The following is a 22,169-nucleotide window of genomic DNA, read 5'->3' as shown; positions in this document are numbered from 1 at the left end:
TGGATTACGGGCACGAAGCCGTGGTCAGACAGTTGGTAAGTTTTTGGAGCACGCCACCAATGCCGGCACCGAGGGTCAGAGGCTGGAGTGCGACGACCAATGCGAGTGATATCACCGCGATGATCAACGCGTATTCCACGATCTGAGCGCCTTCCTCGTCCTTGAAAAATGCAGTCGACATGAGAATTTCCTTTGTCTGATTCAAGGTCAAGCTGAAGCCGGGATGGCGAGCGAATGATGAATTAGCCATCGCTCTCGCGCCAGGCCAGCAGCAACGCCACCAGGAAAGGCGCGTCGCCACTGCCTGACTGCCATGCCGTTGCAGTTACTAGCAGGTTGCCCCGTCGGTCAGGCAAGTTCCGACCTTGGCGATGAAGGCAGCGAAGTCGCCACCATTCAAGTCCCTCAGCGCCACGATCAGCACGAGCGAAATGACGGCGATGATCAGTGCGTACTCGACGATCTGAGCGCCTTCTTCGTCTTGCACAAAAGAGCCGATGGAATTGCGAGCCGCGTTAAAAAATTTGTTCATTTGGATACCTTTGAATTGACAAAAAAATGATGAATTAATTTGGTTGGTAGAGGATTCTGATACTCGGTTGTTCCAACTCCTTTCCATGAAATTTTTAAGACTTGGGACATTTTTTTGAGTTACTTGCCACTGCCGGCAATGTTCCCACCAATATTGATTACATTAACCACCGGTGGCGGCGTCTTGTAGGTTCCTTGATAAAGAATGATCGTCTCCCGCGCCGCTTTTCCGTCCATTCCAACCACCGGATCGGGATTCTTGCCGGCGTCCGGATTGATGATCATTTTTTTCTTGGCATCCCGAACGGCGTCGCCGAAGCGCGCGTCGTAATGGGGAGTCACCGATGAACAGCCCGCTACCAGGCCGATAAGCAGTGCAATGGCAAGCTTGGTCATGACGTCCTCTTTATTTGGTTTCGGAAGCGGGAGGGAAAGGAGCCGGCTGGGAGCTCTCCAGGGCACCGTTCAAATAGACCTCGGCGCGGCTGGGTACGACGTGGTTGTCCGTGGGCAGCCTGGGCGTTTCGGACAGCGGCCTGACCAGGCGCGGCGTGATCACGAAGAGCAATTCCGTCTGATCGTTCTGGAATTCGGTGCTACGAGCGAGCGCACCCACTACCGGCACCTCACCAAGTCCCGGAAAGCGCTTGATCGTTTCGGTGACGTTGTTCTTGATCAGGCCGGCAATGACGAAGCTTTGTCCGTCGTTGAGCTGCACGGTGGTGTCGGCCCGGCGTACCGTGAGCGATGGCAGTACCGCAGTCACGCCGCCCACGGTGGTGAAGGGCGAGCCGGTCTGCGACAGATCCGAGACCTCGGACACCATCTTCAAATTGATCCGGCCGCCGTTCAGCACCGTGGGCGTGAATTTCACGCCGATGCCGAATTCCTTTTCTTCCAGCGTGATGGTGGGGATGCCGCCGCTCTGGGTCTGAGAGACCGGGATGTAAATCTTGCCGCCCGACAAGAAGCTGGCCTGCTGTCCGCTGATGGCCATGATGTTGGGCTCGGCCAGGACGCGCACCAGGCCATCGTCTTTCTGGCCGTCGAGCGAGATCGCCGTCTTGCCGACCCGCAGCGCCTCCGCAAATGCACCGCCTCCACTCAGAAAGCTGGAGATCAGCGTATAGGTGTTGGTGCCGCCGTTGGTGAATCTGCGCGCGGCGATGCTCGACCCCAGCCTGTCAAGCAAGGTCTTGCTGACTTCGGCAATCTTGACTTCGAGCATGACCTGCTGCGGCGACGTGATGCGAAGCAGGTTCACCACCTTCTTGCCGTCGCCGTAGGAGGTGGCCAGGCTCATCACGTCGTCGAGCTTCAGCGCATCGCTGATCTCGCCGGTAAGCACGATCGCTCTTTCGGCGCCGCGTACCTTGATGCGGTTTTCCTCAGGCATCAGTTCGGTCAGCTTCGCCTGCAGCGCGCCCGAATCGATCGTGACGATGATGTCCTTGATGAAGCAAGCGCCCTGCGCGTTTTGCAGGATCACGTTCATGGATCCCGCGACTTTTCCCCTGAAGAACAGGTCGGTCGGGCTGAGCAGCATGACTTCCATGTCGGCCACGCCGTCGTTTGCATTCGCTTGGGAGGCGGGGGCGGGGCGCGCAGGCGCCGGTGCGGGTGCCGCTCCAGGCGCGGCCGTCGCGGCGGCACTCGGTGCAGGGGCTCTGCTCGGCGGTTGGCCGCTCACGATGATGCGGGCGACCCGCACATCGAGCGGTATGACAGTCGATTTCCCGAGGGTCACGTAGGTCGGGCGGTCGTCGTGGACCACGGACGTGCAGCGCTTGGTGCCGCCGGAACTTGCGGGACTGGCAGGAGCTGCACTGGGGGCCGCCGAAGTGACGGGGGGGTCGTCGGCCGCAAAAGATGGGCCAGTCAACGCCAGCGCCGCGAGCAGCACCAGGGACTTGTGGTTGTTGTGCACTTGAACTTCTCCTCTATGTTCTTAGATCAGAAGCAATTGAGGGCTCGACCGGAGCTCTGAATGACTTCCACGCATTCCATGGGGGGCGCCATCACGGGCTTGCTGATGAAGGCCTTGGGCTTGGCCGTGGCAGGGGCCGGGGCAGCTGCCACCACCGATACGGGCAAGATTTCCTTGTCGCCAAAGAGCTGGCGCTTGGTGATTCCGTTGGTCGCGACCGTTGTCTTGTCCACCTGGTTGCGCAGCACCAGGGACAGCGTTCCGACGCTGCGGGCGAGATCGAGCTTTTCGGAATCCTCCGGCGACAACTCGAGCGTCACGGCGTTGACCACCTTGGGCTTGGTGTCGTCGCGGCTCGCTTCCTGTGCGATGGCCAGGACCAGCACGTGCTCCAGGACGGTCTTGCTGATCTGCTTTGCTTCTTCGCCCTTGGCCCTTTCCTGCTGCGCGTTCACCATGACGTCGACGTAGTTGCCGGGGAGCGCGAAGCCGGCGACGCCGACCACGTCGTTGACGCGCACCGTCATGGCCCGCTTGCCGGGGGCGATGACCGCGGAGAGGCCGCCTTTGGTTCCCACCGGTGCCAGCTTTCCTTCGAGGATCGCCTCGCCGCGCAGCACGCTGACTTTGGCGACGCGGTCCTGCACGTCCTTGAGGTCGTTGAAGGCCCCGACCGGGACAGACCCGCTCGGCCAATCGGTAGTCGACAGCATTTGCGCATTGATCTTGCTGCCGAGTTCGATATCGACCACGGCAACCACCACTTTGTTGGAAGCAATGTTTCCTTGCCGTGATACCCAGCCTGATGCATAGACAGCGGCAGCTAGGCCGATCATCAATGCCAGAATTAGAAGACCCATTGCCTTGATATTTCTCATTTAGTGCTCCACTAATTGATGTTTTCGATCTGCGCCGGCTATGCGTAGCCCAATTGCCGACCTAGTACGTAACCCATCGTCCCGATGCTGATGCAGATGCCATATGGGAGTTTTCCGATTGATTGGTTCGCCTCTATTCGGGCGTCGGGCCTGAAGCCTGCAAACGTCGATGCCACCATGCCAAAAACTGCGGCTTTTGCGTTGTGCAGCATGCGGCCCAGTTTTCCCTTGAGAAGTGCAAATCCGAGCGCGGCTATTCCGCCCACGATGAATGCGAATAGAACGGCCTGGAGCGTTTCGTGGACTCCAAGGAACGCACCGACCATCGCCATCAGCTTCACATCACCTGCACCCATGACACCTAGCGCATAGGCCGGCAGCATGATCAGAAAGCCGAGGAAGAGTCCCCCGAACGCCTGCAAAAAAGCCGTTGGCGGCGACACGGCAATGACGGTCTTGTAGACCAGCGCAAAAGCAGCGCCGCCGAATGTCAGCCAATTGGGAATTCTGTAGGTGCGGTAATCGCTGATGGAGGCGACGACGAGCAGCACGAACAACACCACGATGCGCGGGTCGGTTGCCAGCATGGCCAGAAGTTCGAGCAACGCGTGAAATTCTTGCATGTTCAATTTCCTTCAATTCTGTTTGTGCCAAGCGAGCAATAAAAGCATGCAAACGACCAGAATCAGCGAACCCACGAGTGCATATTCCATGAGCGAGGCGCCCGCTTCTTCTTTCAATAGATCGGCGAACGTATGCGACAGATGCCTCGCAAATCGCATGCATTTCTCCGCGTTGCTCTTTCGTTGGAGGACTTGATCGGAATTACCCGCCAAGCGTTTGGCTTGGATCTAATGTAGAGATGCAAACAAATGGATACATGAGCGTTGCGCCCCTATTTGGGCGGGACAGATCGCCTCTTTCGATCCGGGTCGGCGCATGACAAAACGCCTACCAAAGTACTCATCTCTGAGGCCGCCGGCAGGCCTCCAGGCGTGACTGCGCCGACCGGCGTCCGCTCAGGAATCCAGAGCGGCCGCGATCGGCGAGTTGCGGGGGTTTGTCGGAGAGGGTGAGAGGCGTCGCGCGGGGGAGCGCCTCTCTCAGCGAATGCTCGTCGGGCAGCAGCGCGATGCCGGCAACCGGCGCGACGAACGACCCGCGTGATCGCACTCCAGCGCCGCCAGCAGCGTCGTGGTTTCCCTGACCCGGTCGGTCATCCTCTTGTTCAACGGTTTCCAGCCGCGGTACATCGGCACCACCACCAGCCAGCCGATGCCGATCACGCCGCCCAAGGCGCCTATGTATTCCCAGTGCATCGGTTCCATCGCGTTCCCTCTATCGATTTGGAGTGGCTGTCCGAGAGACAAGGGCGCGAGTGTGCCGAGTGCCGCGTCGAAGCGGCTACGACTTTGGTCGAAGTCTGGGCCTTTCTACCTACAAAGCCGCGCATTTCGAGAAGCTTTGCACAGTGGGGCCTGACGGCGGCGAACCTGCCTCGACCCCGCCCCAGCTACTCGCTCTGGTACAGCGTCTCCACGCTCGCGAAGTCGCGGCCGAACTGATTCACCTTGGCCTGGAAGGGCACGCTCTCGCCGGGGGCGATGGCCGGCAGGTTGTCGAGCAGCGTGAAGCCGGCTAGCCTGCCTTCGCCGTCGCGCAGGCTCACCCACAGCCGCGACTTGCGAACGATGGCATGGCCCGGATTGGTCACCGTGCCGCTGACGTCGACGTACTTGTAGGTGTAGCGCCGGCTGAAGTTGACCAGCACGCTGCTCGTCGCCGCGCGGGTGTCTTCGACGCGCACCTGCAGTGGCATGCGAGGCCCCGGCATGGCGGCGCGGCGCATCGGCTTCCATTCCACGCGGGTGGCCGAGATGCGGTCGGTGTCGCGCGGCTCCAGCAGGACGGGAAAGCGCTCGCCCGGGTAGAGGTAGGCCGGGCCGGCGACGGCCGTGGTGCCGTCGAGCCGGTTGCCGTCGTAGCGCGAGATCACCGCGCCCGGCGCCAGGGCGATGGCCTCGCTGCTGCGGTTGACCACCTCGGCCAGGTAGACCGGCCGCTGCGTGATGTTGTGCGCGGGCACCAGCGGCAGCAACTCGATCTGCGCGAGATCGAAGCGCTCGGCCTCGTCGGCCAGCAGGTCCTCGCTGCCGAGGCGCAGCGATGGATGGAAGGCCGCCGGCGCCCCGGCCGTGCGGATCACGCGGTTGCTGCTCAGCACGCGCGTGCGGCCCTGCTGCTCCCCTTCGCTCAGGTTGTAGTCGATGCGGTAGTCCCATGCCGCGATCGGCACCTGGCGGCTGCCGAAGCGCTCGATGCGCAGCTCCGCCGCGCTGCGCTCGCCCGGCTTGATCTCGTTGGCCTGCGAGAAGCCGCGGCCGAAGCCGATAACCGCGCCGGCGTCGTCGTAGAGCGTGACCAGCACTTCCACGGCGGTCAGCGCCGCGGCATCCTTGCGCGCGTTGACGATGCGGCCGACCAGTCGCACCTCGCCCTCCTGCTGCACCAGGCGCACGCGCGTGAACTGCAGCCGCGGCCCCTCCACGGTCCGGTACGGTGCCGACAGCGAGGCCACCTGAAGCTCCTGGCGCGTGACGGTCTTGTCGCTCGGCAGGTCGATCAGGAGCGGCGCCGATTCGCCCGGCATCAGCGTGCCGATCGGCACCGATTCGCTGCGCTCGCCGATCCGGCTTTCGCCGTCGTAGAAGATGGCCTTGACGCTTGGCCGCTCGAGCGGCGTGCCGGTTTCATTGCGCGCCATCACCAGCAGCCTGGGCCGAGCCGAGGTGCCGGCGCCCACCAGCACCTGACGCGGCGAATCGAGCTTGAGCCCGTCGATCGGGATCGTGCGCGGCGCCATCGAGGCCACCACCGGCCTGCCCGCTCCGGACGGCTCCTTGCGGCCCACGATGAAGGCCGTGACCACGAAGACGCCGGTGATCAGCACCACGCCGGCCGCCGCGGCGATGGCCAACGACCGGCCGACCTGCCGGCCGCGCGCCGTTTGTTCCGCCGCCAGCCGGCGCGCGGCTTCGTCCTTGACCTGGTCGAGCACCCGGCTCAGCCGCTCGGACACGTCGTCTTCGACGATCGAGACCGAGCCGCAATGCGCGCAGGTGTACTGGTTGAGCCCGGAGCGCTCGAGCACGCCGCTGCCGCATTCCCCGCACTTGAGCGTTTGCAGGTTGATGGTCACTGGGGTTCCTTGTTGGGAGTGGCGGCGACGGTACGGCGCGATCTTAGCGAGGGACCGATCCGGAGCAGATGATTGCGCGGTTCGAGGCGGGGGAGGCGTTGGGGGAGATCACGAAGCGGCGTGGGTTGCGCGAGAACGAGACGCCGTGGAGCATGTTTGTGCCCTGACCACGCCGCGCACGCAGGCGGCCGTGCCTTTTAAAGTTTCACCACGCCAGCCCGGTGTGCCGCGAGTAGCGCCCGGGCTGTCTCCTCCTGACCATCCAGGCGCAATTTCTCGAGCAAGACCTCCGGCTGCGGCTTCGACACGAGGTCTCTCCGGAAGTGATTGAACGCGAAAGCAAAGTCCTGCGCTTGCATCGCAAAGAGCCTCTGGAGAAACGCATCCGGCTTACGCAACTCGATGCCGAGCCCTGCCAGAGCTCCTTTCTTGAAATCCTTCGTGTTGCGCGTCGTCAGCACAACAGCCTCAGAGGCTGGATAGGCATTCGCAGCTATCAGTGAGCGGGCGCATGCCGCAACATGGATGTCCTTGGGCGAATTGACGGCATGCGCTACATCCTTGAAGAGAGACTGGACGACCGCAGCGGCCACCGTTGCATTCGGAAGTGCGTCGCACATGCGTTTCTCATGCGCCTTCGCATCGGCCAATGAATGTTTGCGTCCGGCATCCACCAGCGCGCGACTCATTTCGTCGAGTATGAGCGGCGACCAGTGAAGTTTGATGACGCCGCGGTAGTCCAGGTAGATCAACAAGCCGCGCGTGGTGGCCGGAAACAGCGTGTCGGCATCGGCGACGACCGGAATGATCACGAGGAGAAGATTTCCCCGTCGAAATCCTCGGACACGCGCTTCAAGGCCTTGAGCTGACGCGAGCGCTCGTCGGCACGCCAGCGCAACACGGCGCTACGCAGAAGCCTGCGCTGATTGCCCACCCTCTGATGCAACTCCACCGCCCCGGAATCAATCAGCTTGACCATGAAGGGTCTGCTGACGCCGGCCAGTTGAGCCGCTTGCTCCGTCGTCAGAACCGGATCGGCCACGGCAGCCTCTGCAGCAGCCTGCTCGGCCGGGGTGACGCTCGAAGCGGTCAACACCACACCGCCATGGCCAAGGGCTTCGGTCAAGTCGATCTCGATCGCCTGTCGGGCTTTGTCATTGATCTTGACGTGTCGGCCGACGATGTCGATGAACGGCTCGACAGCGAACGACAGCCTGAACACCGGCTCAACGCGCGATGAACGCGGCGAAGCCTTCGCCTTCTGGGGGGCAGATCCGGCTTTGGCGGCACCCCTGGCGGTCGATGTCCTTCTGGAACGGGCGGGCGATTGCTTCGTGCTCATGGTGTGGTCGAGGCTATCACGAAATCGAAATATTCGAAATACTCGAAACAACAAGCAGCGCTCGGCGAATACGTGCCTGCTCGCCTCCAGACCGCGACCGCGGCTAGCGAGTTGAAGGCGAGCGCATCGCCTTGTTTCGCAAGACCAACATACCACGCAAGTGCAGCTTGCGCAGGCCCTGGGCGAGGGATCTGTTCGGCGCCGACATGGGAACCCGGGCATGAAGGGCGAGTGGGACACCTACGCGCCGCTACGGACGTGCCCCGCAGCAGCCGCTCGCGTTCACCCGGCCGGCGGCGGCGTGGGCTCGCTCCAGAGCTTGCCGCCGGTGGCCCAGTCGTGCTTCGCAATGTCGTAGAACAGGATGTCGACGGCGTCGGGGGAGCCGCCCAGTGTGCGCACGGTGGCTTCGGTCAGGGCCTGCGCGAGTGCGCGCTTCTGCTCGACGGTACGGCCATCGAACATCTCGACGCGGATGGTTGGCATGCTTGTTCTCCAGATGAATGGTTCAGTCAATCAATCACGATAGCCGGGCGAGGCGCGGTCGAGCCGCCGCAGCAGGGCCGGCCATTCCACGTCGCCGTCCCACCCGCTGCCGTCGCCGACCCATTCGCCGTGGGTGCGTGCAGCGAGTTCGTCGCTGACCACGCGCACCGCGCCGCCGGTGGCCGCCATGGCACGCAACTGCGCCTGCGCAGCGCGCTCGAGCAAGTGCATCAGCATCCAGGCCTCGGCCACGGTGCGACCCACGACCAGCGTGCCGTGGTTGTCGAGGATCAGGCCGTCGAGCGCACCGAGGTCCGAGACGAGCCGTTGCTGCTCATCGACACCCAGCATCGACCACCTCGCCGCGCACATTCACCTTGACCAGGCTCGATGCGGTGATCTCGGATGCGGCCACTCACGCGCCCGCGAAGAACACGTCCAAGGTGGGGAAGCGATCGGTCCCGTGGATGCAATCCCACAGGTAGATCGCGAAGCCCAAGTCTCCGGTCCAGAGCGAGTAGCGCAGGTCGCCGAACTTTGCGAGGTCGTCGTCGGTCTGCCGGATGCCGTGCATGGCGAATGCGCGTGCCCGCTCCAGCCACCGCGCATCGCCGAAGCGGCGATGGAGCTTGAGAAAGGCATAGCCGTTGCCGCCTGTTCCATGGCAAAGATTGGAGCCCTTGCGGAGCGGACCGGCGGCCCATGTCGTTTCGCCGCCGGCCAGGAGCAGGTCGTCCAACGAGGCATCGGGGAAGTCCGCGAGACAGATGACGAAGCCGGGCGCGCCGTGGCAGAACTGCACGAGCTTCGTGGCCAAGTCGCTGACCGGCGCAGAGTCCAGTTTCGGCCGCCAGTTGACATGCTGGCCGTCCCATTCCGCGGTCTGCCGAACGGTGTCGGCGATGCACTGCTGCCACGCGGCCCATTCGGCGCCGTCCAGCAGATGCCGCCCCCGGATGAGTACCGCCGCGGTCGCCACGAAGCCATGCACCGCATCCAGGAAGGTGTGTGTGTTCCCGTACAGGTCCTGAGTCCAGTAGCTGCAGGCAAACGCCGACGACCATTCGAGCTGCGACCAGAGCTTGCGTGCGGTCGCCTGATAAAGCCGGGCCCACCGCGGGTCGCCCGTCCGCTCCTGAAGAAAAAGAGCGGCGAGCAGCGTGCCCGGCGAACCCCACATGAGTTCGCGCGCGGGATGGTCCATCGTCGCCTCGATGAGCACGGCCAACTCGGCCGCCGTTTCTTCCGAAGGATCGTTCCAATGGCGCAGGAGCTGAATGCCGCTGTCGCCCATCAGGTAGCTGCCGAAGGCCGATGGGCCGCGGTGCCCCATCGCCTTCCGGTTCGGCTTCAGCAGTGAATGAACGAAGGGGGCGTAGTCGCCCCGCAGCCGGCACGCACCGCGCGCCTCCAGGTAGCAAAGCGCCCAGAACACGCCGCAGGCGCCCCAATAGAGCATGCAGGAAGGCGCGGGATCGGCGCTGTCGTTGGGATGCGTCGGCCACAGCAGCTCGGGAGAGAAGCGCGCTTCCGTCTGCCGCACGATCCGCTCGATCGTCTCGCGGGCAAGCGCTTCGTCCCAGGCGATCGGGCTCAGTGGTTCATGGCGGTCCGTCGAAAAGAGCATGGCGGTGTCGGCGAGGATGACGAGGTGGGGCTCACGATAATGGCTTCGATGCAGAAACCAAGCCCGTCCATCGCTCCCATCGAGGTTTTGCCGCCGCACGCACCGCTGCCGGCCTACTACGGCGACGAGGTCGAGCACGACCGGTTCCTGCGCCGCATCTTCGACGACACCGCGCCCGACTACGAGCGCATCGAGCGGCTGCTCGCGCTCGGCTCGGGGCCGCGCTACCGGCGCGCCGCGCTGCTGCGAGCGGGGCTCGCAGCCGGCGCGCAGGTGCTCGACGTCGGCATCGGCACCGGCTTGGTCGCGCGCGAGGCGCTCGCGCTGATCGGCCCGCACGGCCGGCTGGTGGGCATCGATCCCAGTCCGGGCATGATGCGCGAGGTGGCACTGCCTGGGGTCGAGCTGATCCGCGGCCGGGCCGAAGCGCTGCCGCTGCCGGAGGCCGGCAGCGACTTCCTCAGCATGGGCTATGCGCTGCGCCACATCGCCGACGTGAATGCGGCCTTTGCCGAATTCTTCCGGGTGCTGCGCCCGGGCGGCCGGCTGCTCGTGCTCGAGATCACCAAGCCTGCGGGACCGATCGGCACGGCCTTGCTGAAGACCTACATGCGCACTGTCGTGCCGGTGATCGCGCGGATCGTGGCGCGCCGGCGCGACACCGCCGAGCTTTGGCGCTACTACTGGGACACGATCGAGGCCTGCATTCCCCCGGAATCGGTGCTGGCCGCGCTGCGCGCCGCCGGCTTCGAGGACGCGCATCGCCATGTCGAACTCGGCATCTTCTCCGAGTACACGGCCGTCAAACCGGCTTGATCAAACAGGAGTGACGGCCATGCGTTTCGGACTGATCGCCAGCAGGCTGCATCGCCAGGACGCGAGCGGTGGGCTGGCCCACTGGGCCGCTGTTTGCGACGACGGCATCCGCGCGCTGCAACTCGAGCTTCACGCGGTCGGCGGCACCTACGATGCGCTGATGCGGCAAGGCCTGCTCGCGGGCTACGACCGCCTGGTGCGCTATCCCGACGGCCGGGACGGCGGCGTGATGCGGCTGGTGTCGCATATTGCCGGCGGCCTCGCCACCGCCAGCGAACTCGATGGCGTGATCTACCTGATTGATCCTGTGGATCCGTCCTCGCTGTATCCGGAAGCGCTGGCGCTCAAGCGCCAGTGCGTGGTCCACGGCAAGCCCTTCGTCTCCACGGTCGCAGGTGCCGCCGAATGGGTGGCGGTGGAACTCGCGCATGCGGGCCTGGCTTCGGAAGAGAAAACCCGGCTCTCGGCGATCGACTCGCAGACGGTCGCCCTGATCGCGCACGACGCCTTGAAGGACCGCATGGTCGAGTTCGCGGCGACCCACTTCGACCTGCTGTCGAGGTTCAAGGCGCGTGTCGGGACGGGCACGACGGGCGGCCGGCTCAACGACATGGCCTGGTCGCGCGGCTGGCCCAAGGACCAGCCCTGGGTCCAGCGCTATCTCAGCGGTCCGCTGGGCGGCGATGCGCAGATCGCCGAGCTGGTGCTCGACCGCCGCTGCCAGAAAGCCATCTTCTTCGAGGACCCGCATGTCGCGCGCCAGCACGAGGCCGACATCCAGCTGCTCGAACGCGCCGTATGCAGCACGACGCGGGACACCACCTGCTTCAACTCCCCGGCGATGGCCGAGCGCTGGGCTTCAACCTTCTCCTGAACCGCCGGCCGAAGGCAGAATCCCCGCCTTCAGCCGTTTCCGCGGCATCAAGGACACGCAACACCATGAACGACCTATCGGCTTTTCCGATCACCAAGAAATGGCCCGCCCGGCATCCCGATCGGCTGCAGCTCTATTCCCTGCCGACGCCCAACGGTGTCAAGGTCTCGATCATGCTCGAAGAGACCGGCCTGCCCTACGAGCCGCATCTGGTCAGCTTCTCGACGAACGACCAGATGTCGCCCGAGTTCCTCTCGCTCAATCCCAACAACAAGATCCCTGCCATCCTCGATCCCGACGGTCCGGGCGGCAAGCCGCTGGCCTTGTTCGAATCGGGCGCGATCCTTCTCTACCTCGCGGACAAAACTGGCCAGCTCATGCCGAAGGACGCGGCCGGCCGCTGGGAAACCATCCAGTGGCTGATGTTCCAGATGGGCGGCATCGGTCCGATGTTCGGCCAGCTCGGCTTCTTCAACAAGTTCGCCGGCAAGGACTACGAAGACAAGCGCCCGCGCGACCGCTACGTCGAGGAGGCCAAGCGCCTGCTCGGCGTGCTCGAAGGGCGGCTCGCGGGCCGCAGCTGGATCATGGGCGATGCCTACAGCATCGCCGACATCGCCACCTTTCCCTGGGTGCGCAATTTGATCGGTTTCTACGAAGCGGCGGACCTGGTCGAGATCCGGAACTTCCCGCAGGTCACGCGGGCGCTGGAGATGTTTCTCGCACGGCCGGCCGTCGCGCGAGGCCTGGGCATTCCCCAGCGGGACTGAACCCCGCTAGCCGCAACTGCCGATGTGTCCGCAGGCGGTGCAGAAGTCGCAGCCGTCCTTCTGGATCATCGTCGCGTTGCCGCACTCCGGGCAGCGCGCGCCGGCCATCGGCTCCGCCTGCATGGGCGTGGATGCCGGCAGCTGCAGGATGCCCATCTCCTGCAGCGGGTAGCCCTCTTCGTCCAGCACGCCGAGCATCGCGTAGCGGTGGATGATCAGGCGCGCCAGGTACGCCACCGTCGAGGGCCAGGTCTGCTGCCGCTGCTGGCCGTGCGGCAAGCCCGGCACGAAAGCCATGAAGTGACCGAGCGGCTCGGCGTAGTTCAAGAGCTTGCGCAGCTTCATGCCGATCCATGCCGGGTCGAGCACGCGCATGTCGAGCGAGAGCACGCGCGCGAGCCCGTCCATCGCGCGCGGGCAGTTGCCCGAAAGCCCCAGCGCGCAAGGCCGGGTGACCGTGCCGCCCTGCCCGTCCGGCACCAGCACCTCCTTGAGCGTCAGCGCGAAGGCCTCGTCGCTGGCCGGGTTGTGCACGTCCACCGACCAGGCGAGCGTTCCGTTCGGGCCGGTCTGCGGCTCCTCGCGGCTGAACATCGCGTCGATCACCGGCGTGGGCGCGGATTCGCCCTCCGCCCACAGCCCCAACTGCTCGCAGCGCCAGCGGATCACGGCGGCCGTGGCGGCCACCACACCGGGAAAACGGCGCATCTCCCCATGGGGCGGAAAGGGCATCTCGAACGCGCGCTCTTCCTGCACGGTGGCCAACGCATCGAGCTTCAGGCGCACCCAGGCCGCGTCCTTGGCGCGCAGGTCCATCGACAAGGTCTTGGCCAGCGCGCCGAGCCCGCGCGGCTGTTCGGCACCGTTGATCCAAACCTCGAAGGGCGCGGGCTTGCCGTCCTCGGGCAGCTCGCCGATGAAGAGCGCGAATTCGCCGAAGGGATGCCGCACCATGTAGGTCCAGGCCGCGTTGCCGCCGGGCAGCTCCGGGCGCCCGGGCCAGCGCAGCGAGGCCAGCACCGGCCGCGGCATGCGTTCGAGCGCGAGGCGCTGGTTCAGGTGCGGGGCGTCGAGCGTTGCCGGCGCCTGCGCCTTCGCCGCGGCGGCTGCATCGACGCTGAGCACCGCGCCGAGCACCGTGTTGGGCCGGTAGGTCGCGAGTCCCTTCAGGCCGGACTTCCATGCCCGCAGGTACAGATCCTGGAAATCCGCATACGGGTAGTCGGCCGGCACGTTGACGGTCTTCGAGATGCCGGTATCGACGTAAGGCGCCACCGCCGCGACCATCTCCTCGTGCGCCTGCGCGCTCATCTGCAGCGCGGTGACGAAGGCCTCGGTGAGCGGCGCCTGCTCGCCCTTCAGATGCCGGTACAGCCGCCAGGCATGGTCTTCGACCACGTGTTCTTCGAAAGTGCCCTCGGCGCTGCGCTTGCGGCGCGTGTAGGTCCACGAGAACGCCGGCTCGACGCCGTTGCTCGCGTTGTCGGCAAAGGCCAGGCTGATGGTGCCGGTCGGCGCGATGGAAAGCAGGTGCGAATTGCGCAGGCCTGCAGCGCGGATGCGCTCCTTCAACGGCGCTGGCAGGCGCGAGGCGAAGGTACCGCGGCGCAAGTAGAGGTCGGCGTTGAAGAGCGGGAAGGCGCCGCGCTCGGCCGCCAGGTCCGCGGACGCACCGTAGGCCGCATCGCGCAGCACTTCGGCAATACGGCGCGCCGCGGCGCGCGCGGCGGCGCTGTCGTAGCGCAGGTTCAGCATGACGAGCGCATCGCCCAGGCCGGTGAAGCCGAGGCCGATGCGGCGCTTGTTGCGCGCGTCTTCGCGCTGGCGCTCCAGCGGCCAGACGCTGATGTCGAGCACGTTGTCGAGCATGCGCACGGCCATGCGGGCCAGGCGCGCGAAGGCCTCCTCGTCGAAGCGCGCGGCCGGCTCGAAGGGATCGCGCACGAAGCGCGTCAGGTCGATCGAGCCGAGGCAGCAGCAACCGTAGGGCGGCAAAGGCTGCTCGCCGCAGGGGTTGGTGGCGGCGATGGTCTCGCAGTACGAGAGGTTGTTGTCGGCGTTGATGCGGTCGAGGAACAGCACGCCGGGCTCGGCATGGTCGTAGGTCGAACGCATGATCTGCTCCCACAGCGCGCGCGCCGGCAGCGTGCGATAGACCCACAGGCCGTCGTCGCGCTGGTAGGCGCCGCCGGCCTTCTGCCGCGGGCCCGGCGCCGCGCGGTGCACCAGATCGACCGGCCGGTCCTCCTGCACGGCCTGCATGAAGGCGTCGGTCAGTCCCACCGAGATGTTGAAGTTGGCCAGGTCGCCCCGGTCCTTGGCATGCACGAACTCGTCGATGTCCGGATGATCGCAGCGCAGCACGCCCATCTGCGCGCCGCGGCGCGCGCCGGCCGATTCGACCGTCTCGCAGGAGCGGTCGAACACCCGCATGTACGACACCGGCCCCGAGGCGCTCGACTGCGTGCTGCCGACCCAGGCGCCGCGCGGCCGGATGCGCGAGAAGTCGTAGCCCACGCCACCGCCGCGGCGCATGGTCTCGGCGGCCTCGGTGAGCGCGGTGTAGATGCCCGGATGGCCTTCTTCCTCCTGCGCGATCGAGTCGCCGACCGGCTGCACGAAGCAGTTGATCAGCGTGGCGGACAACGCCGTGCCGGCCGCCGAATTGATGCGCCCCGCGGGCAGGAAGCCGTCCTGCAAGGCCTGCAGGAAGCGCGCTTCCCACTGCGCACGTGCCTCGGGCGGCTCGGCCTGCGCCAATGCCCGCGCGACACGGCGGCGAACGTCGTCGATGCTGCGTTCATTGCCCTTGGCGTACTTCTCGAGCAGCACTTCCTCGCTGATCGGCTGCAGCGGCAGCGCGGGCGCACTGATCGAACTCGTCGAGTTGGCCTGAGGATCCATGGTTTCGCTCCTGATGCGTCCTGCATCTTCGTCGAGGCGACCGATGTGCGTCAGGGGCCGGGCGGCTCGCCCCAGCGTGCGTTCGCGAAGGCGCAGATAAAGCGCTCCAGCTCATCCTGCGCAAGCCCGTCGATGCCGGCGGCCCGAGCCCGCCCGCCGCCGCCGAAGCGGCTGCACAGCGCGTGGGCGCCCGACGGCGACGCCAGCGGCGCGCGCACGCTGACGGAATAGCCCTTGCCCTGCTGCTTGAGCACCGCATGGGCGCGCTGCGGCTCGGCGTTCGCGAGCTCGTTGGCGATGCAACCGAGCACGCGGCGGCTCCATGGCGCATCCGGCAGCACGCGCACGCTGGCGCCCGCATCCTGCCAGAGCGGGGCAACGGCAAGCGCCTGCTGCAGATCGCTGTGGCGCTGCGCATCGATCTCGTCGACCACGGGCTCGTAGGCCAGCATGTCGCGCGGGTCGCGGTAGCGCAGCATGATGGCGTGCAAGTCGCGCGGCGCGATGTGCACGTCGCGCTCCTCGTCGCCGTAGGCGTTGTAGTTGATCGCTTCCCCGAGCCGCCGCAGCAGCGCGCAGTCGCCGGCGTCGACGTTCGAATCGAGCGCCAGCCGGTCGGCGACCGCGGCCAGGTTGTCGCCGTAGATGCCCACCAGCGCCCAGGCGCGAAAGGTGCCGCCGAGATGGCGGTCGACGAGCAGGCTGGTGCAGACGTCAGTGGCGGTGTCGACGTGCGACTCGAGCAGCGGGTGCGCGGGCATGTCCTCCACCACGTGATGGTCGAAATAGCGCACGCGCACGCCGGCGTCGAGCAGGCGCTGCAAGGCCCCCCGGTTGGGCCGCATCGACAGGTCAAAGACATTGAGCTCGTCGCCGGCCTTCGCGGGCACGCGCCCGACGAGCGCGATCTCGCGCTTCAGGCCGGTCAGCAGCGCCGCGGGCGCGGGCTCGTGCAGCCGCCATTGCACGGCAGCGCACAGGCCGTCGGCATCGCCGTTGCAGACATCGAATCGTTGGGCCATCTCTCTTCCGCTAGCCGAATTCCGCGGGCACGCCAGGGGCTTGGCAAGGGTCGACCATATTCCTTGGGTGTCGCCGTTCATGAATCATGGAACGGAGCGACGTGTTGTTCAACCTACCTGGAGCCATTCACCATGAATGCCTTTACCCGTCTCGAGCGCATCGACAACCTGTTCCCCGAAATGATGCGCCGCTGGGCGCGGCCGCTGCAGATGCTGGATGAGGTGGACGTGCCGTCCGACATTCGCGTCGACATCAGCGAGAACGACAAGGAATACCTGGTCAGCGCGGAGATCCCGGGCGCGAAGAAGGAGGACATCCGCGTCTCGATCGACGGCAACTACGTCTCCATCGCCGCCGAGATCAAGAAGGAGCTGGAAGAAAAGCACGGCCGCACGCTGACGAAAGAAACCTATCACGGCAGCGTGTCGCGCGGCTTCACGCTCGGCAGCGACGTGGACGAAAAGACCGCCGTCGCCAAGCTGGAGGACGGCGTGCTGCGCCTCACGCTGCCCAAGCGGCAGGGGAGCTCCAGCCGTGTGCTGAAGATCGACTAGGGGGCCCGCTCTACAGGCGGTATTGGCTGCTGGCGACTAGCTGCGCAGCGCCGTCATCTGGCTCACCCGGCATTGACCGAACTCGCAGCGCACCGCCATGACCTGGCCGTTGGTGCAGGCCACGGTGTGGCGCTCGAAGCCCGGCCCCTTCTCCACCAGCGTCGCCTGCGGCGTGGCGTTGCAACGCTGCGCCTTGGCGAGCTGCTCCACGTTGTAGGTGTCCCGGCCCGTGGGCCGGATGCTTTCCACCGCCCGCAGTGCAGGCGGCACCCAGGTGACGCGCACGCTTGGGTCGGTGTTGATGTAGCCCTTTTGCGCCATGCAGTTGGCCATCACGGTTTCCTGCTTGGTCTTCCAGGCGCGCCGCTCGGGCGTGTAGACCCAGTGGTTGAAGCCGACCAGCCCGCCGATCACCACGCCGCCGACGAGCGTCGGCCATCCTTGCAGGATGCCGACGCCGATCACGCCCCCGTCGACCACGACCAGCGCGTCGTCGTGCTGGCTGGCGTTGAAAGGCACGTTCTTCGCGTTCGCGCGGCACTTGGCCACGTCCTGCTCGTAGACCGAGCTTTCGACCGCCGACGGCGCCACCATGGGCACGTAGTCCGCGCCGGAACCCGAACCGGGGCCCTCCTGGGGCCGGGTTGCGCATCCACAGACCAAGGCTGTCGCGCACACGATGCTCAGCAGTTTCTTCATGAAATCCCTCGACTGGTCCTCACTCCGGGGGTCGATTGAATCACACAAATAGTTACTTTCCAAAGCGACTTTTGAGGAATTCGCATGCAAACCTCGCCATTCGGGGCTTTGAAGCCACAGGCCGACCGGGGTGCAAGACTGATTCTCACAACCGGGACAAGCGCTTCGCCATTTCATCGATGCCCCGCCGAACTCCAGCGCGCATGCGAGGGCTGATCAGGGGGCTCTGGCGCCGGGAAGTCGCGCGTTAGCATCGCCCGGTTTGCCTCCATGCTTTCTGCTGCCCTCCTCTGCCTCGTCGTCGCCGTCAGCGACGGCGACACCCTCAAGCTTCGTTGCGGCGAGCCCGGCGCCTACCGCCGGCTCACCGTGCGGCTGCATGCCATCGATGCGCCCGAGTTCGGCCAACCCTACGGCCGCCGCGCCAAGCGCGCGCTTTCGGACATCGCCTACCGCAAGACCGCGCGGCTGGACTGCGGCCAGACCGACCGCTACGACCGTCGCGTCTGCGAAGTGTGGGTGGCGCCCGCGTCCTGCACCGACGCCCGCTGCCCGAAGACGCTCGATGTCGGTCTCGCCATGCTCACCGTCGGCATGGCCTGGTGGTCGCGCGCCCATGCCTCGGAGCAGAGCCCGACCGAGCGCGGCCAGTACGGCTTCGCCGAACGCGAGGCCAGGGCCAGGCGCGTGGGCTTGTGGGCCGAACGCGACCCCGTACCGCCCTGGAAATGGCGGCCGGCGCATCCGTACCCCCGGTGAAAATGAGGCTCGGCGGATAGGCTTTTGCTCGACGCCGCCGGCGATCAGCTCGCGGCGTGCGCGGCCACGCTGAGCGGACGCGCCAGCACGCGGTCGATGCGCCTGCCGTCGATCGCAGTGATCTCGAAGTTCCAGTCCTCGCAATCGATGCGCTCGCCGAGCTCGGGCAGATGGCCGGAGACGAAGATCAGCAAACCCGCCACGGTGTTGTAGCGCCCGCGCTCCTCCTCGGGCAGCTCGCGGATGCCGAGCCGCGCGCGCAGTTCGGACACCGGCATCAGGCCGTCGAGCTCCCACACGCCGTCGGGCCGTTCGTGGGCCCAGGCATCGCCCTGGGTGGCGGTCTGCAGCTCGCCGGTGATCGCTTCCAGCAAGTCGCGCGGCGTCATGAGGCCCTGCACCACGCCGTATTCGTCGACCACGAACACCAGCCGGCCGGCGCGCGTGCGGAACTGCTCCAGCAGCTCCATGCCGGTGAGCGTCTCGGGCACGAACACCGCGGGCTGCGCCACCGACTCGATGGTGCCCTCGTGCGTCGGGCTCAACGTCAACAGGTGCGCCACGCTGATCACGCCCACCACATCGTCCAGCGAGGTGCGGCACACCGGGTACCAGGAGTGGACCAGGTTGAGCGCGCTCGCAGCAGACACCTTCTGCAGGCTCTGCGCGACGGTGAAAGAGGCCTCCAGCCATTCGATATCGGCACGCGGCACCATCAGCGAGCTCAGCCGGCGATCATCGAGATGGAACACATTGCGCACCATCTGGTGCTCGTGCATTTCGATCACGCCGGCATCGACGCCTTCCTCGAGGCTGGCGGAAATCTCCTCCTCGGTCATCATGCGGGCCGCGCTCGAATCGATGCGCAGCAACTTGAGCATGGCGGCCGTGGCACCCGACAGCAAGAGCACGAAGGGCTTGGCGGCGGTGGCCAGCGCGCGCATCGGCCGCGCCACGTAGCGCGCCACCGGCTCGGGGTAGAGCTGGCCGATGCGCTTGGGCACCAGCTCGCCGAAGACGATCGTGAAGAAGGTGATGCAGGTCACCACGATGGCCGTCGACACGAAGCTCGCACCGCCCGCACCCAGACCCAGCCCTTCCATCCAGTACGCGAGCGGCGCCGCGAAGGCCGCCTCGCCGACGATGCCGCTCAACATGCCGATCGAGGTGATGCCGATCTGCACGCTGGAGAGAAACTGCGTCGGATCCTCCATCAGCTTGAGCGCAGCCTCCGCCCCCGTATCCCCCGCTTCGGCCAGCGCCGCGAGCCGCGCTCGACGACTGGTGGAAAGGGCCATTTCGGACATTGCGAACAACGCGTTGAGCGTGGTCAGCAAGGCCAGCAGAAAAACATCCATGTATGCGGGAGAGAATGGGGAGATGGCACTCTACCTGATCGGCGATGTGCAGGGCTGCGACGAGCCCCTGCAGCGCCTGCTCGACGACATCGCTTTCTCTCCCAGCCGCGACACCCTGGTGCTCCTGGGCGACCTGGTCAACCGCGGCCCCGCGTCGGCCGAGGTGCTGCGGCGCGTGCAGCGCTACGGCGGCGCGGCGAAGACCGTGCTCGGCAACCACGACTTGCACCTGCTCGGCGTCGCACAGGGCGCGCGCAAGCTCGGGCGCAAGGACACGCTGCACGGCGTGCTCGAAGCGCCCGACCGCGAGGCCCTGCTCGACTGGCTGCGCCAGCAGCCCATGGCGCTGCACCGCTCGGTGGGCGGCGGCGACCTGCTGATGGTGCATGCGGGCGTGCTGCCGCAGTGGAGCGTGGCCGATACGCTGGTCTACGCGGCCGAGGTCGAGTCGGTGCTGCGCGGTTCCGCATCCGGCGAATTCCTGCACGAGATGTACGGCAACGAGCCCGCGCAGTGGAGCGACACGCTCAGTGGCCATGCGCGGCTGCGCGCGATCGTCAATGCGCTCACGCGGCTGCGTTTCTGTACGACGGATGGCCTGATGGAATTCGAAACCAAGGACGGGACCGCGTCCGCGCCCGCGGGTTTCATGCCGTGGTTCGACGTGCCTGGCCGCAGGACGCAAGCCGCCACCATCGCCTGCGGGCACTGGTCGACGCTGGGCTGGCTCTCTCGGCCCGACCTGTTGTCCACCGATACCGGTTGCGTCTGGGGCGGCTGCCTGAGCGCGGTGCGCATGGGCGCGACGCTCGAGGAGCGCGAACTGATCCAGGCCCGCTGCCCGGCAGCGCAGAAGCCGGGCTGAGCCCCTAATTCGGCTGTGCTGCGGTCTTGAACAGCGCCGCGACCTTGCGCTTGCTCTTGATGTTGCTCGAGATGCCGCGCGAGGGCGTGGTCTTGGCGGCCGCTTCCCAGGCCGGCGCGGCTTCGCGCTCCGGCGTTTCGTAGGGCTGCTCGAAGAAGGGATCGCGCGGTGCCGCGGGTGCGCGGTGCGGCCGGCCACTGCGCACAGGACGGGCTTCGCTGCGTTCGCGCGGCTGGTCGAGCACGTCGCGCGCATCGCCGGCCTCGCCTTCGTCGCGCCAGTGGCGGCGGCCGTCGTTGATGCGGCCGCGCGGGCGGTCTTCCTCGAACTCGATCGGTTCCAGCTCGATCTTCTTCTTGATCAGCTTCTCGATGTCGGCCACCAGGCGCACGTCGTTGCCGCCGCTCGCGAAGCTCACCGCCAGGCCGGAGGCGCCGGCGCGGCCGGTGCGGCCGATGCGGTGCACGTAGTCTTCGGCGTTGAACGGAATGTCGAAGTTGAAGACCGCCGGCACGTCCTTGATGTCGAGGCCGCGCGCCGCGACGTCGGTGGCCACCAGCAGGTCGACCTCGCCGGCCTTGAAGGCCGCGAGCGCCTTCAGGCGCTCGTCCTGGCTCTTGTCGCCGTGCAGGGCGGTGGTATTCAAACCTTCGCGTTCGAGCGAACGCGCAAGCCGCGCGCAGCCCAGCTTGCTGTTGACAAAGACGAAGGCTTGCTTGAGGCCGCGCTGCTTCAGGATCTGCTTGAGCGCGCGGCGCTTGTCGTCGTCGCTCACGCTGTAGAAATGCTGTTCGACGGTGGAAGCGGTTTCGTTCGGTCGCGCCACCTCGATGGTGACCGGGTTCTGCAGGTAGCTGCCCGCGAGACGCTTGATCTCGGGCGAGAAGGTGGCCGAGAACAGCAAAGTGGTGCGCTGCTTGGGCAGGAACGAGAGGATGCGCTGCAGGTCGGGCAGGAAGCCGATGTCGAGCATGCGGTCGGCCTCGTCGAGCACCACGTATTCGACCTGGTTGAGCACCGCGTTCTTGGCTTCGATATGGTCCAGCAGCCGGCCCGGCGTGGCGACCAGCACCTCGACGCCCTTCTTGAGTTCCAGCGTCTGCGGCTTCATGTCGATGCCGCCGAACACCACCGCGCTGCGCAACTGGGTGTGCTTGGCGTAGAGCTTGACCTGCTGCGCCACCTGGTCCGCCAGCTCGCGCGTGGGCAGGAGCACCAGGGCACGCACCGGATGGCGCGCCGGCGAGGTCGAGCTGTTCTCGTGCTTGAGCATGCGCTGCAAAAGCGGCAGCGAGAAGGCAGCGGTTTTCCCGGTGCCGGTCTGCGCCGCGCCCATCACGTCCTGGCCCGCGAGGACCACCGGAATGGCCTGCTCCTGGATCGGCGTCATGGTTTCGTAGCCCATTTCGGCCACGGCGCGCGCCAGCGGTTCGGCCAGGGAAAGATTGGAGAAGGAGCTTGTCATGAAGCCGGGTATTGTCGCACTGCGGCAAAAGACGGCGATGACAGTGCGGTGACTTCGCGGCCAGCTATCTTTTCGATAGCAGGCATCGCAGT

At 66.0% G+C, this 22,169-nt stretch carries 24 protein-coding genes; 6 read left to right on the top strand and 18 right to left on the bottom strand.

Features of this window, described 5'->3' with window-relative positions; all coding sequences use genetic code 11:
• Positions 1 to 4: 4 nt before the first annotated feature.
• From ACSQ9A_RS07945 to ACSQ9A_RS07885, 13 genes are all read right to left on the bottom strand, one after another.
• Positions 5 to 181: a Flp family type IVb pilin gene (locus ACSQ9A_RS07945; RefSeq protein ID WP_436303247.1), complete on the bottom strand. Its 177-nt coding sequence runs from the start codon at positions 179 to 181 to the stop codon at positions 5 to 7.
• 147 nt (positions 182 to 328) lie between these two features.
• Entirely contained in the window at positions 329 to 532 is a 204-nt protein-coding gene (locus tag ACSQ9A_RS07940; RefSeq protein ID WP_436303246.1) for a Flp family type IVb pilin, read from the bottom strand.
• A gap of 119 nt (positions 533 to 651) precedes the next feature.
• A complete protein-coding gene (locus tag ACSQ9A_RS07935) occupies positions 652 to 927 on the bottom strand; it encodes a hypothetical protein (protein ID WP_436303245.1) in 276 nt (91 codons plus the stop codon).
• A gap of 10 nt (positions 928 to 937) precedes the next feature.
• Positions 938 to 2,437 carry a type II and III secretion system protein family protein gene (locus ACSQ9A_RS07930; RefSeq protein ID WP_436306273.1) on the bottom strand — a complete coding sequence of 500 codons (1,500 nt, stop codon included), beginning with the start codon at positions 2,435 to 2,437 and terminating at the stop codon, positions 938 to 940.
• Between the two features lie 47 nt (positions 2,438 to 2,484).
• On the bottom strand, positions 2,485 to 3,336 hold the full coding sequence (gene cpaB, locus ACSQ9A_RS07925; protein WP_436303244.1) for a Flp pilus assembly protein CpaB: 852 nt from the start codon (positions 3,334 to 3,336) through the stop codon (positions 2,485 to 2,487).
• Positions 3,337 to 3,374: 38 nt separating this feature from the next.
• Positions 3,375 to 3,959, bottom strand: a complete 585-nt coding sequence (locus ACSQ9A_RS07920) for an A24 family peptidase (RefSeq protein WP_436303243.1) — start codon at positions 3,957 to 3,959, stop codon at positions 3,375 to 3,377.
• Between the two features lie 480 nt (positions 3,960 to 4,439).
• Positions 4,440 to 4,664 carry a hypothetical protein gene (locus tag ACSQ9A_RS07915; RefSeq protein ID WP_436303242.1) on the bottom strand — a complete coding sequence of 75 codons (225 nt, stop codon included), beginning with the start codon at positions 4,662 to 4,664 and terminating at the stop codon, positions 4,440 to 4,442.
• 185 nt (positions 4,665 to 4,849) lie between these two features.
• Entirely contained in the window at positions 4,850 to 6,535 is a 1,686-nt protein-coding gene (locus ACSQ9A_RS07910) for an FxLYD domain-containing protein (protein ID WP_436303241.1), read from the bottom strand.
• Between the two features lie 197 nt (positions 6,536 to 6,732).
• Positions 6,733 to 7,347, bottom strand: coding sequence for a PIN domain-containing protein (locus tag ACSQ9A_RS07905; protein WP_436303240.1), 615 nt, complete (start codon positions 7,345 to 7,347; stop codon positions 6,733 to 6,735).
• Entirely contained in the window at positions 7,344 to 7,877 is a 534-nt protein-coding gene (locus ACSQ9A_RS07900; protein WP_436303239.1) for an excisionase family DNA-binding protein, read from the bottom strand. Before ACSQ9A_RS07900 ends, ACSQ9A_RS07905 begins: the two co-directional genes overlap by 4 nt.
• A gap of 282 nt (positions 7,878 to 8,159) precedes the next feature.
• Positions 8,160 to 8,363 (bottom strand): 4-oxalocrotonate tautomerase, encoded by a 204-nt coding sequence (locus tag ACSQ9A_RS07895; RefSeq protein WP_436303238.1) that lies wholly within the window; start codon positions 8,361 to 8,363, stop codon positions 8,160 to 8,162.
• 30 nt (positions 8,364 to 8,393) lie between these two features.
• Positions 8,394 to 8,714, bottom strand: coding sequence for a class II aldolase/adducin family protein (locus ACSQ9A_RS07890; RefSeq protein WP_436303237.1), 321 nt, complete (start codon positions 8,712 to 8,714; stop codon positions 8,394 to 8,396).
• 64 nt (positions 8,715 to 8,778) lie between these two features.
• Positions 8,779 to 10,128: a lanthionine synthetase C family protein gene (locus ACSQ9A_RS07885; RefSeq protein WP_436303236.1), complete on the bottom strand. Its 1,350-nt coding sequence runs from the start codon at positions 10,126 to 10,128 to the stop codon at positions 8,779 to 8,781.
• Here ACSQ9A_RS07885 and ACSQ9A_RS07880 point away from each other — a divergent pair.
• From ACSQ9A_RS07880 to ACSQ9A_RS07870, 3 genes are all read left to right on the top strand, one after another.
• Positions 10,039 to 10,806 carry a class I SAM-dependent methyltransferase gene (locus tag ACSQ9A_RS07880; protein WP_436303235.1) on the top strand — a complete coding sequence of 256 codons (768 nt, stop codon included), beginning with the start codon at positions 10,039 to 10,041 and terminating at the stop codon, positions 10,804 to 10,806. The two genes, ACSQ9A_RS07885 and ACSQ9A_RS07880, sit on opposite strands and share 90 nt — an antisense overlap.
• 19 nt (positions 10,807 to 10,825) lie before the next feature.
• On the top strand, positions 10,826 to 11,680 hold the full coding sequence (locus ACSQ9A_RS07875; protein ID WP_436303234.1) for a methylglyoxal synthase: 855 nt from the start codon (positions 10,826 to 10,828) through the stop codon (positions 11,678 to 11,680).
• Between the two features lie 65 nt (positions 11,681 to 11,745).
• Positions 11,746 to 12,450 (top strand): glutathione S-transferase N-terminal domain-containing protein, encoded by a 705-nt coding sequence (locus ACSQ9A_RS07870; protein WP_436303233.1) that lies wholly within the window; start codon positions 11,746 to 11,748, stop codon positions 12,448 to 12,450.
• 6 nt (positions 12,451 to 12,456) lie between these two features.
• Here ACSQ9A_RS07870 and ACSQ9A_RS07865 read toward each other — a convergent pair whose 3' ends face one another.
• Both ACSQ9A_RS07865 and ACSQ9A_RS07860 read right to left on the bottom strand, forming a co-directional pair.
• Positions 12,457 to 15,354 carry an adenosylcobalamin-dependent ribonucleoside-diphosphate reductase gene (locus ACSQ9A_RS07865; protein WP_436303232.1) on the bottom strand — a complete coding sequence of 966 codons (2,898 nt, stop codon included), beginning with the start codon at positions 15,352 to 15,354 and terminating at the stop codon, positions 12,457 to 12,459.
• A 50-nt stretch (positions 15,355 to 15,404) separates the two neighbouring features.
• Complete coding sequence (locus ACSQ9A_RS07860; RefSeq protein WP_436303231.1) at positions 15,405 to 16,376, bottom strand: DHHA1 domain-containing protein; 972 nt, start codon at positions 16,374 to 16,376, stop codon at positions 15,405 to 15,407.
• 132 nt (positions 16,377 to 16,508) lie between these two features.
• Here ACSQ9A_RS07860 and ACSQ9A_RS07855 point away from each other — a divergent pair, with 132 nt between their 5' ends.
• Complete coding sequence (locus ACSQ9A_RS07855; protein WP_436303230.1) at positions 16,509 to 16,931, top strand: Hsp20/alpha crystallin family protein; 423 nt, start codon at positions 16,509 to 16,511, stop codon at positions 16,929 to 16,931.
• A 36-nt stretch (positions 16,932 to 16,967) separates the two neighbouring features.
• Here the strand turns inward: ACSQ9A_RS07855 and ACSQ9A_RS07850 are convergent, their stop codons facing one another.
• Positions 16,968 to 17,630, bottom strand: a complete 663-nt coding sequence (locus ACSQ9A_RS07850; RefSeq protein WP_139191675.1) for a hypothetical protein — start codon at positions 17,628 to 17,630, stop codon at positions 16,968 to 16,970.
• A gap of 270 nt (positions 17,631 to 17,900) precedes the next feature.
• Between ACSQ9A_RS07850 and ACSQ9A_RS07845 the strand changes: the two genes are divergently transcribed.
• Complete coding sequence (locus tag ACSQ9A_RS07845) at positions 17,901 to 18,389, top strand: thermonuclease family protein (protein ID WP_436303229.1); 489 nt, start codon at positions 17,901 to 17,903, stop codon at positions 18,387 to 18,389.
• Positions 18,390 to 18,433: 44 nt separating this feature from the next.
• Here the strand turns inward: ACSQ9A_RS07845 and ACSQ9A_RS07840 are convergent, their stop codons facing one another.
• A complete protein-coding gene (locus ACSQ9A_RS07840; protein WP_436303228.1) occupies positions 18,434 to 19,747 on the bottom strand; it encodes a hemolysin family protein in 1,314 nt (437 codons plus the stop codon).
• A 22-nt stretch (positions 19,748 to 19,769) separates the two neighbouring features.
• Here ACSQ9A_RS07840 and ACSQ9A_RS07835 point away from each other — a divergent pair, with 22 nt between their 5' ends.
• Entirely contained in the window at positions 19,770 to 20,612 is an 843-nt protein-coding gene (locus ACSQ9A_RS07835; protein WP_093106288.1) for a symmetrical bis(5'-nucleosyl)-tetraphosphatase, read from the top strand.
• 4 nt (positions 20,613 to 20,616) lie between these two features.
• Here ACSQ9A_RS07835 and ACSQ9A_RS07830 read toward each other — a convergent pair whose 3' ends face one another.
• Positions 20,617 to 22,077 carry a DEAD/DEAH box helicase gene (locus ACSQ9A_RS07830; RefSeq protein WP_436303227.1) on the bottom strand — a complete coding sequence of 487 codons (1,461 nt, stop codon included), beginning with the start codon at positions 22,075 to 22,077 and terminating at the stop codon, positions 20,617 to 20,619.
• Positions 22,078 to 22,169 lie beyond the last annotated feature (92 nt).

The sequence above is a fragment of the Variovorax sp. LjRoot290 genome (genome assembly GCF_964253985.1).
GTDB lineage: Bacteria > Pseudomonadota > Gammaproteobacteria > Burkholderiales > Burkholderiaceae_C > Variovorax.
Note: the sequence above shows the minus strand (reverse complement) of the source record. Positions and strands in the feature narration are given on the sequence as shown.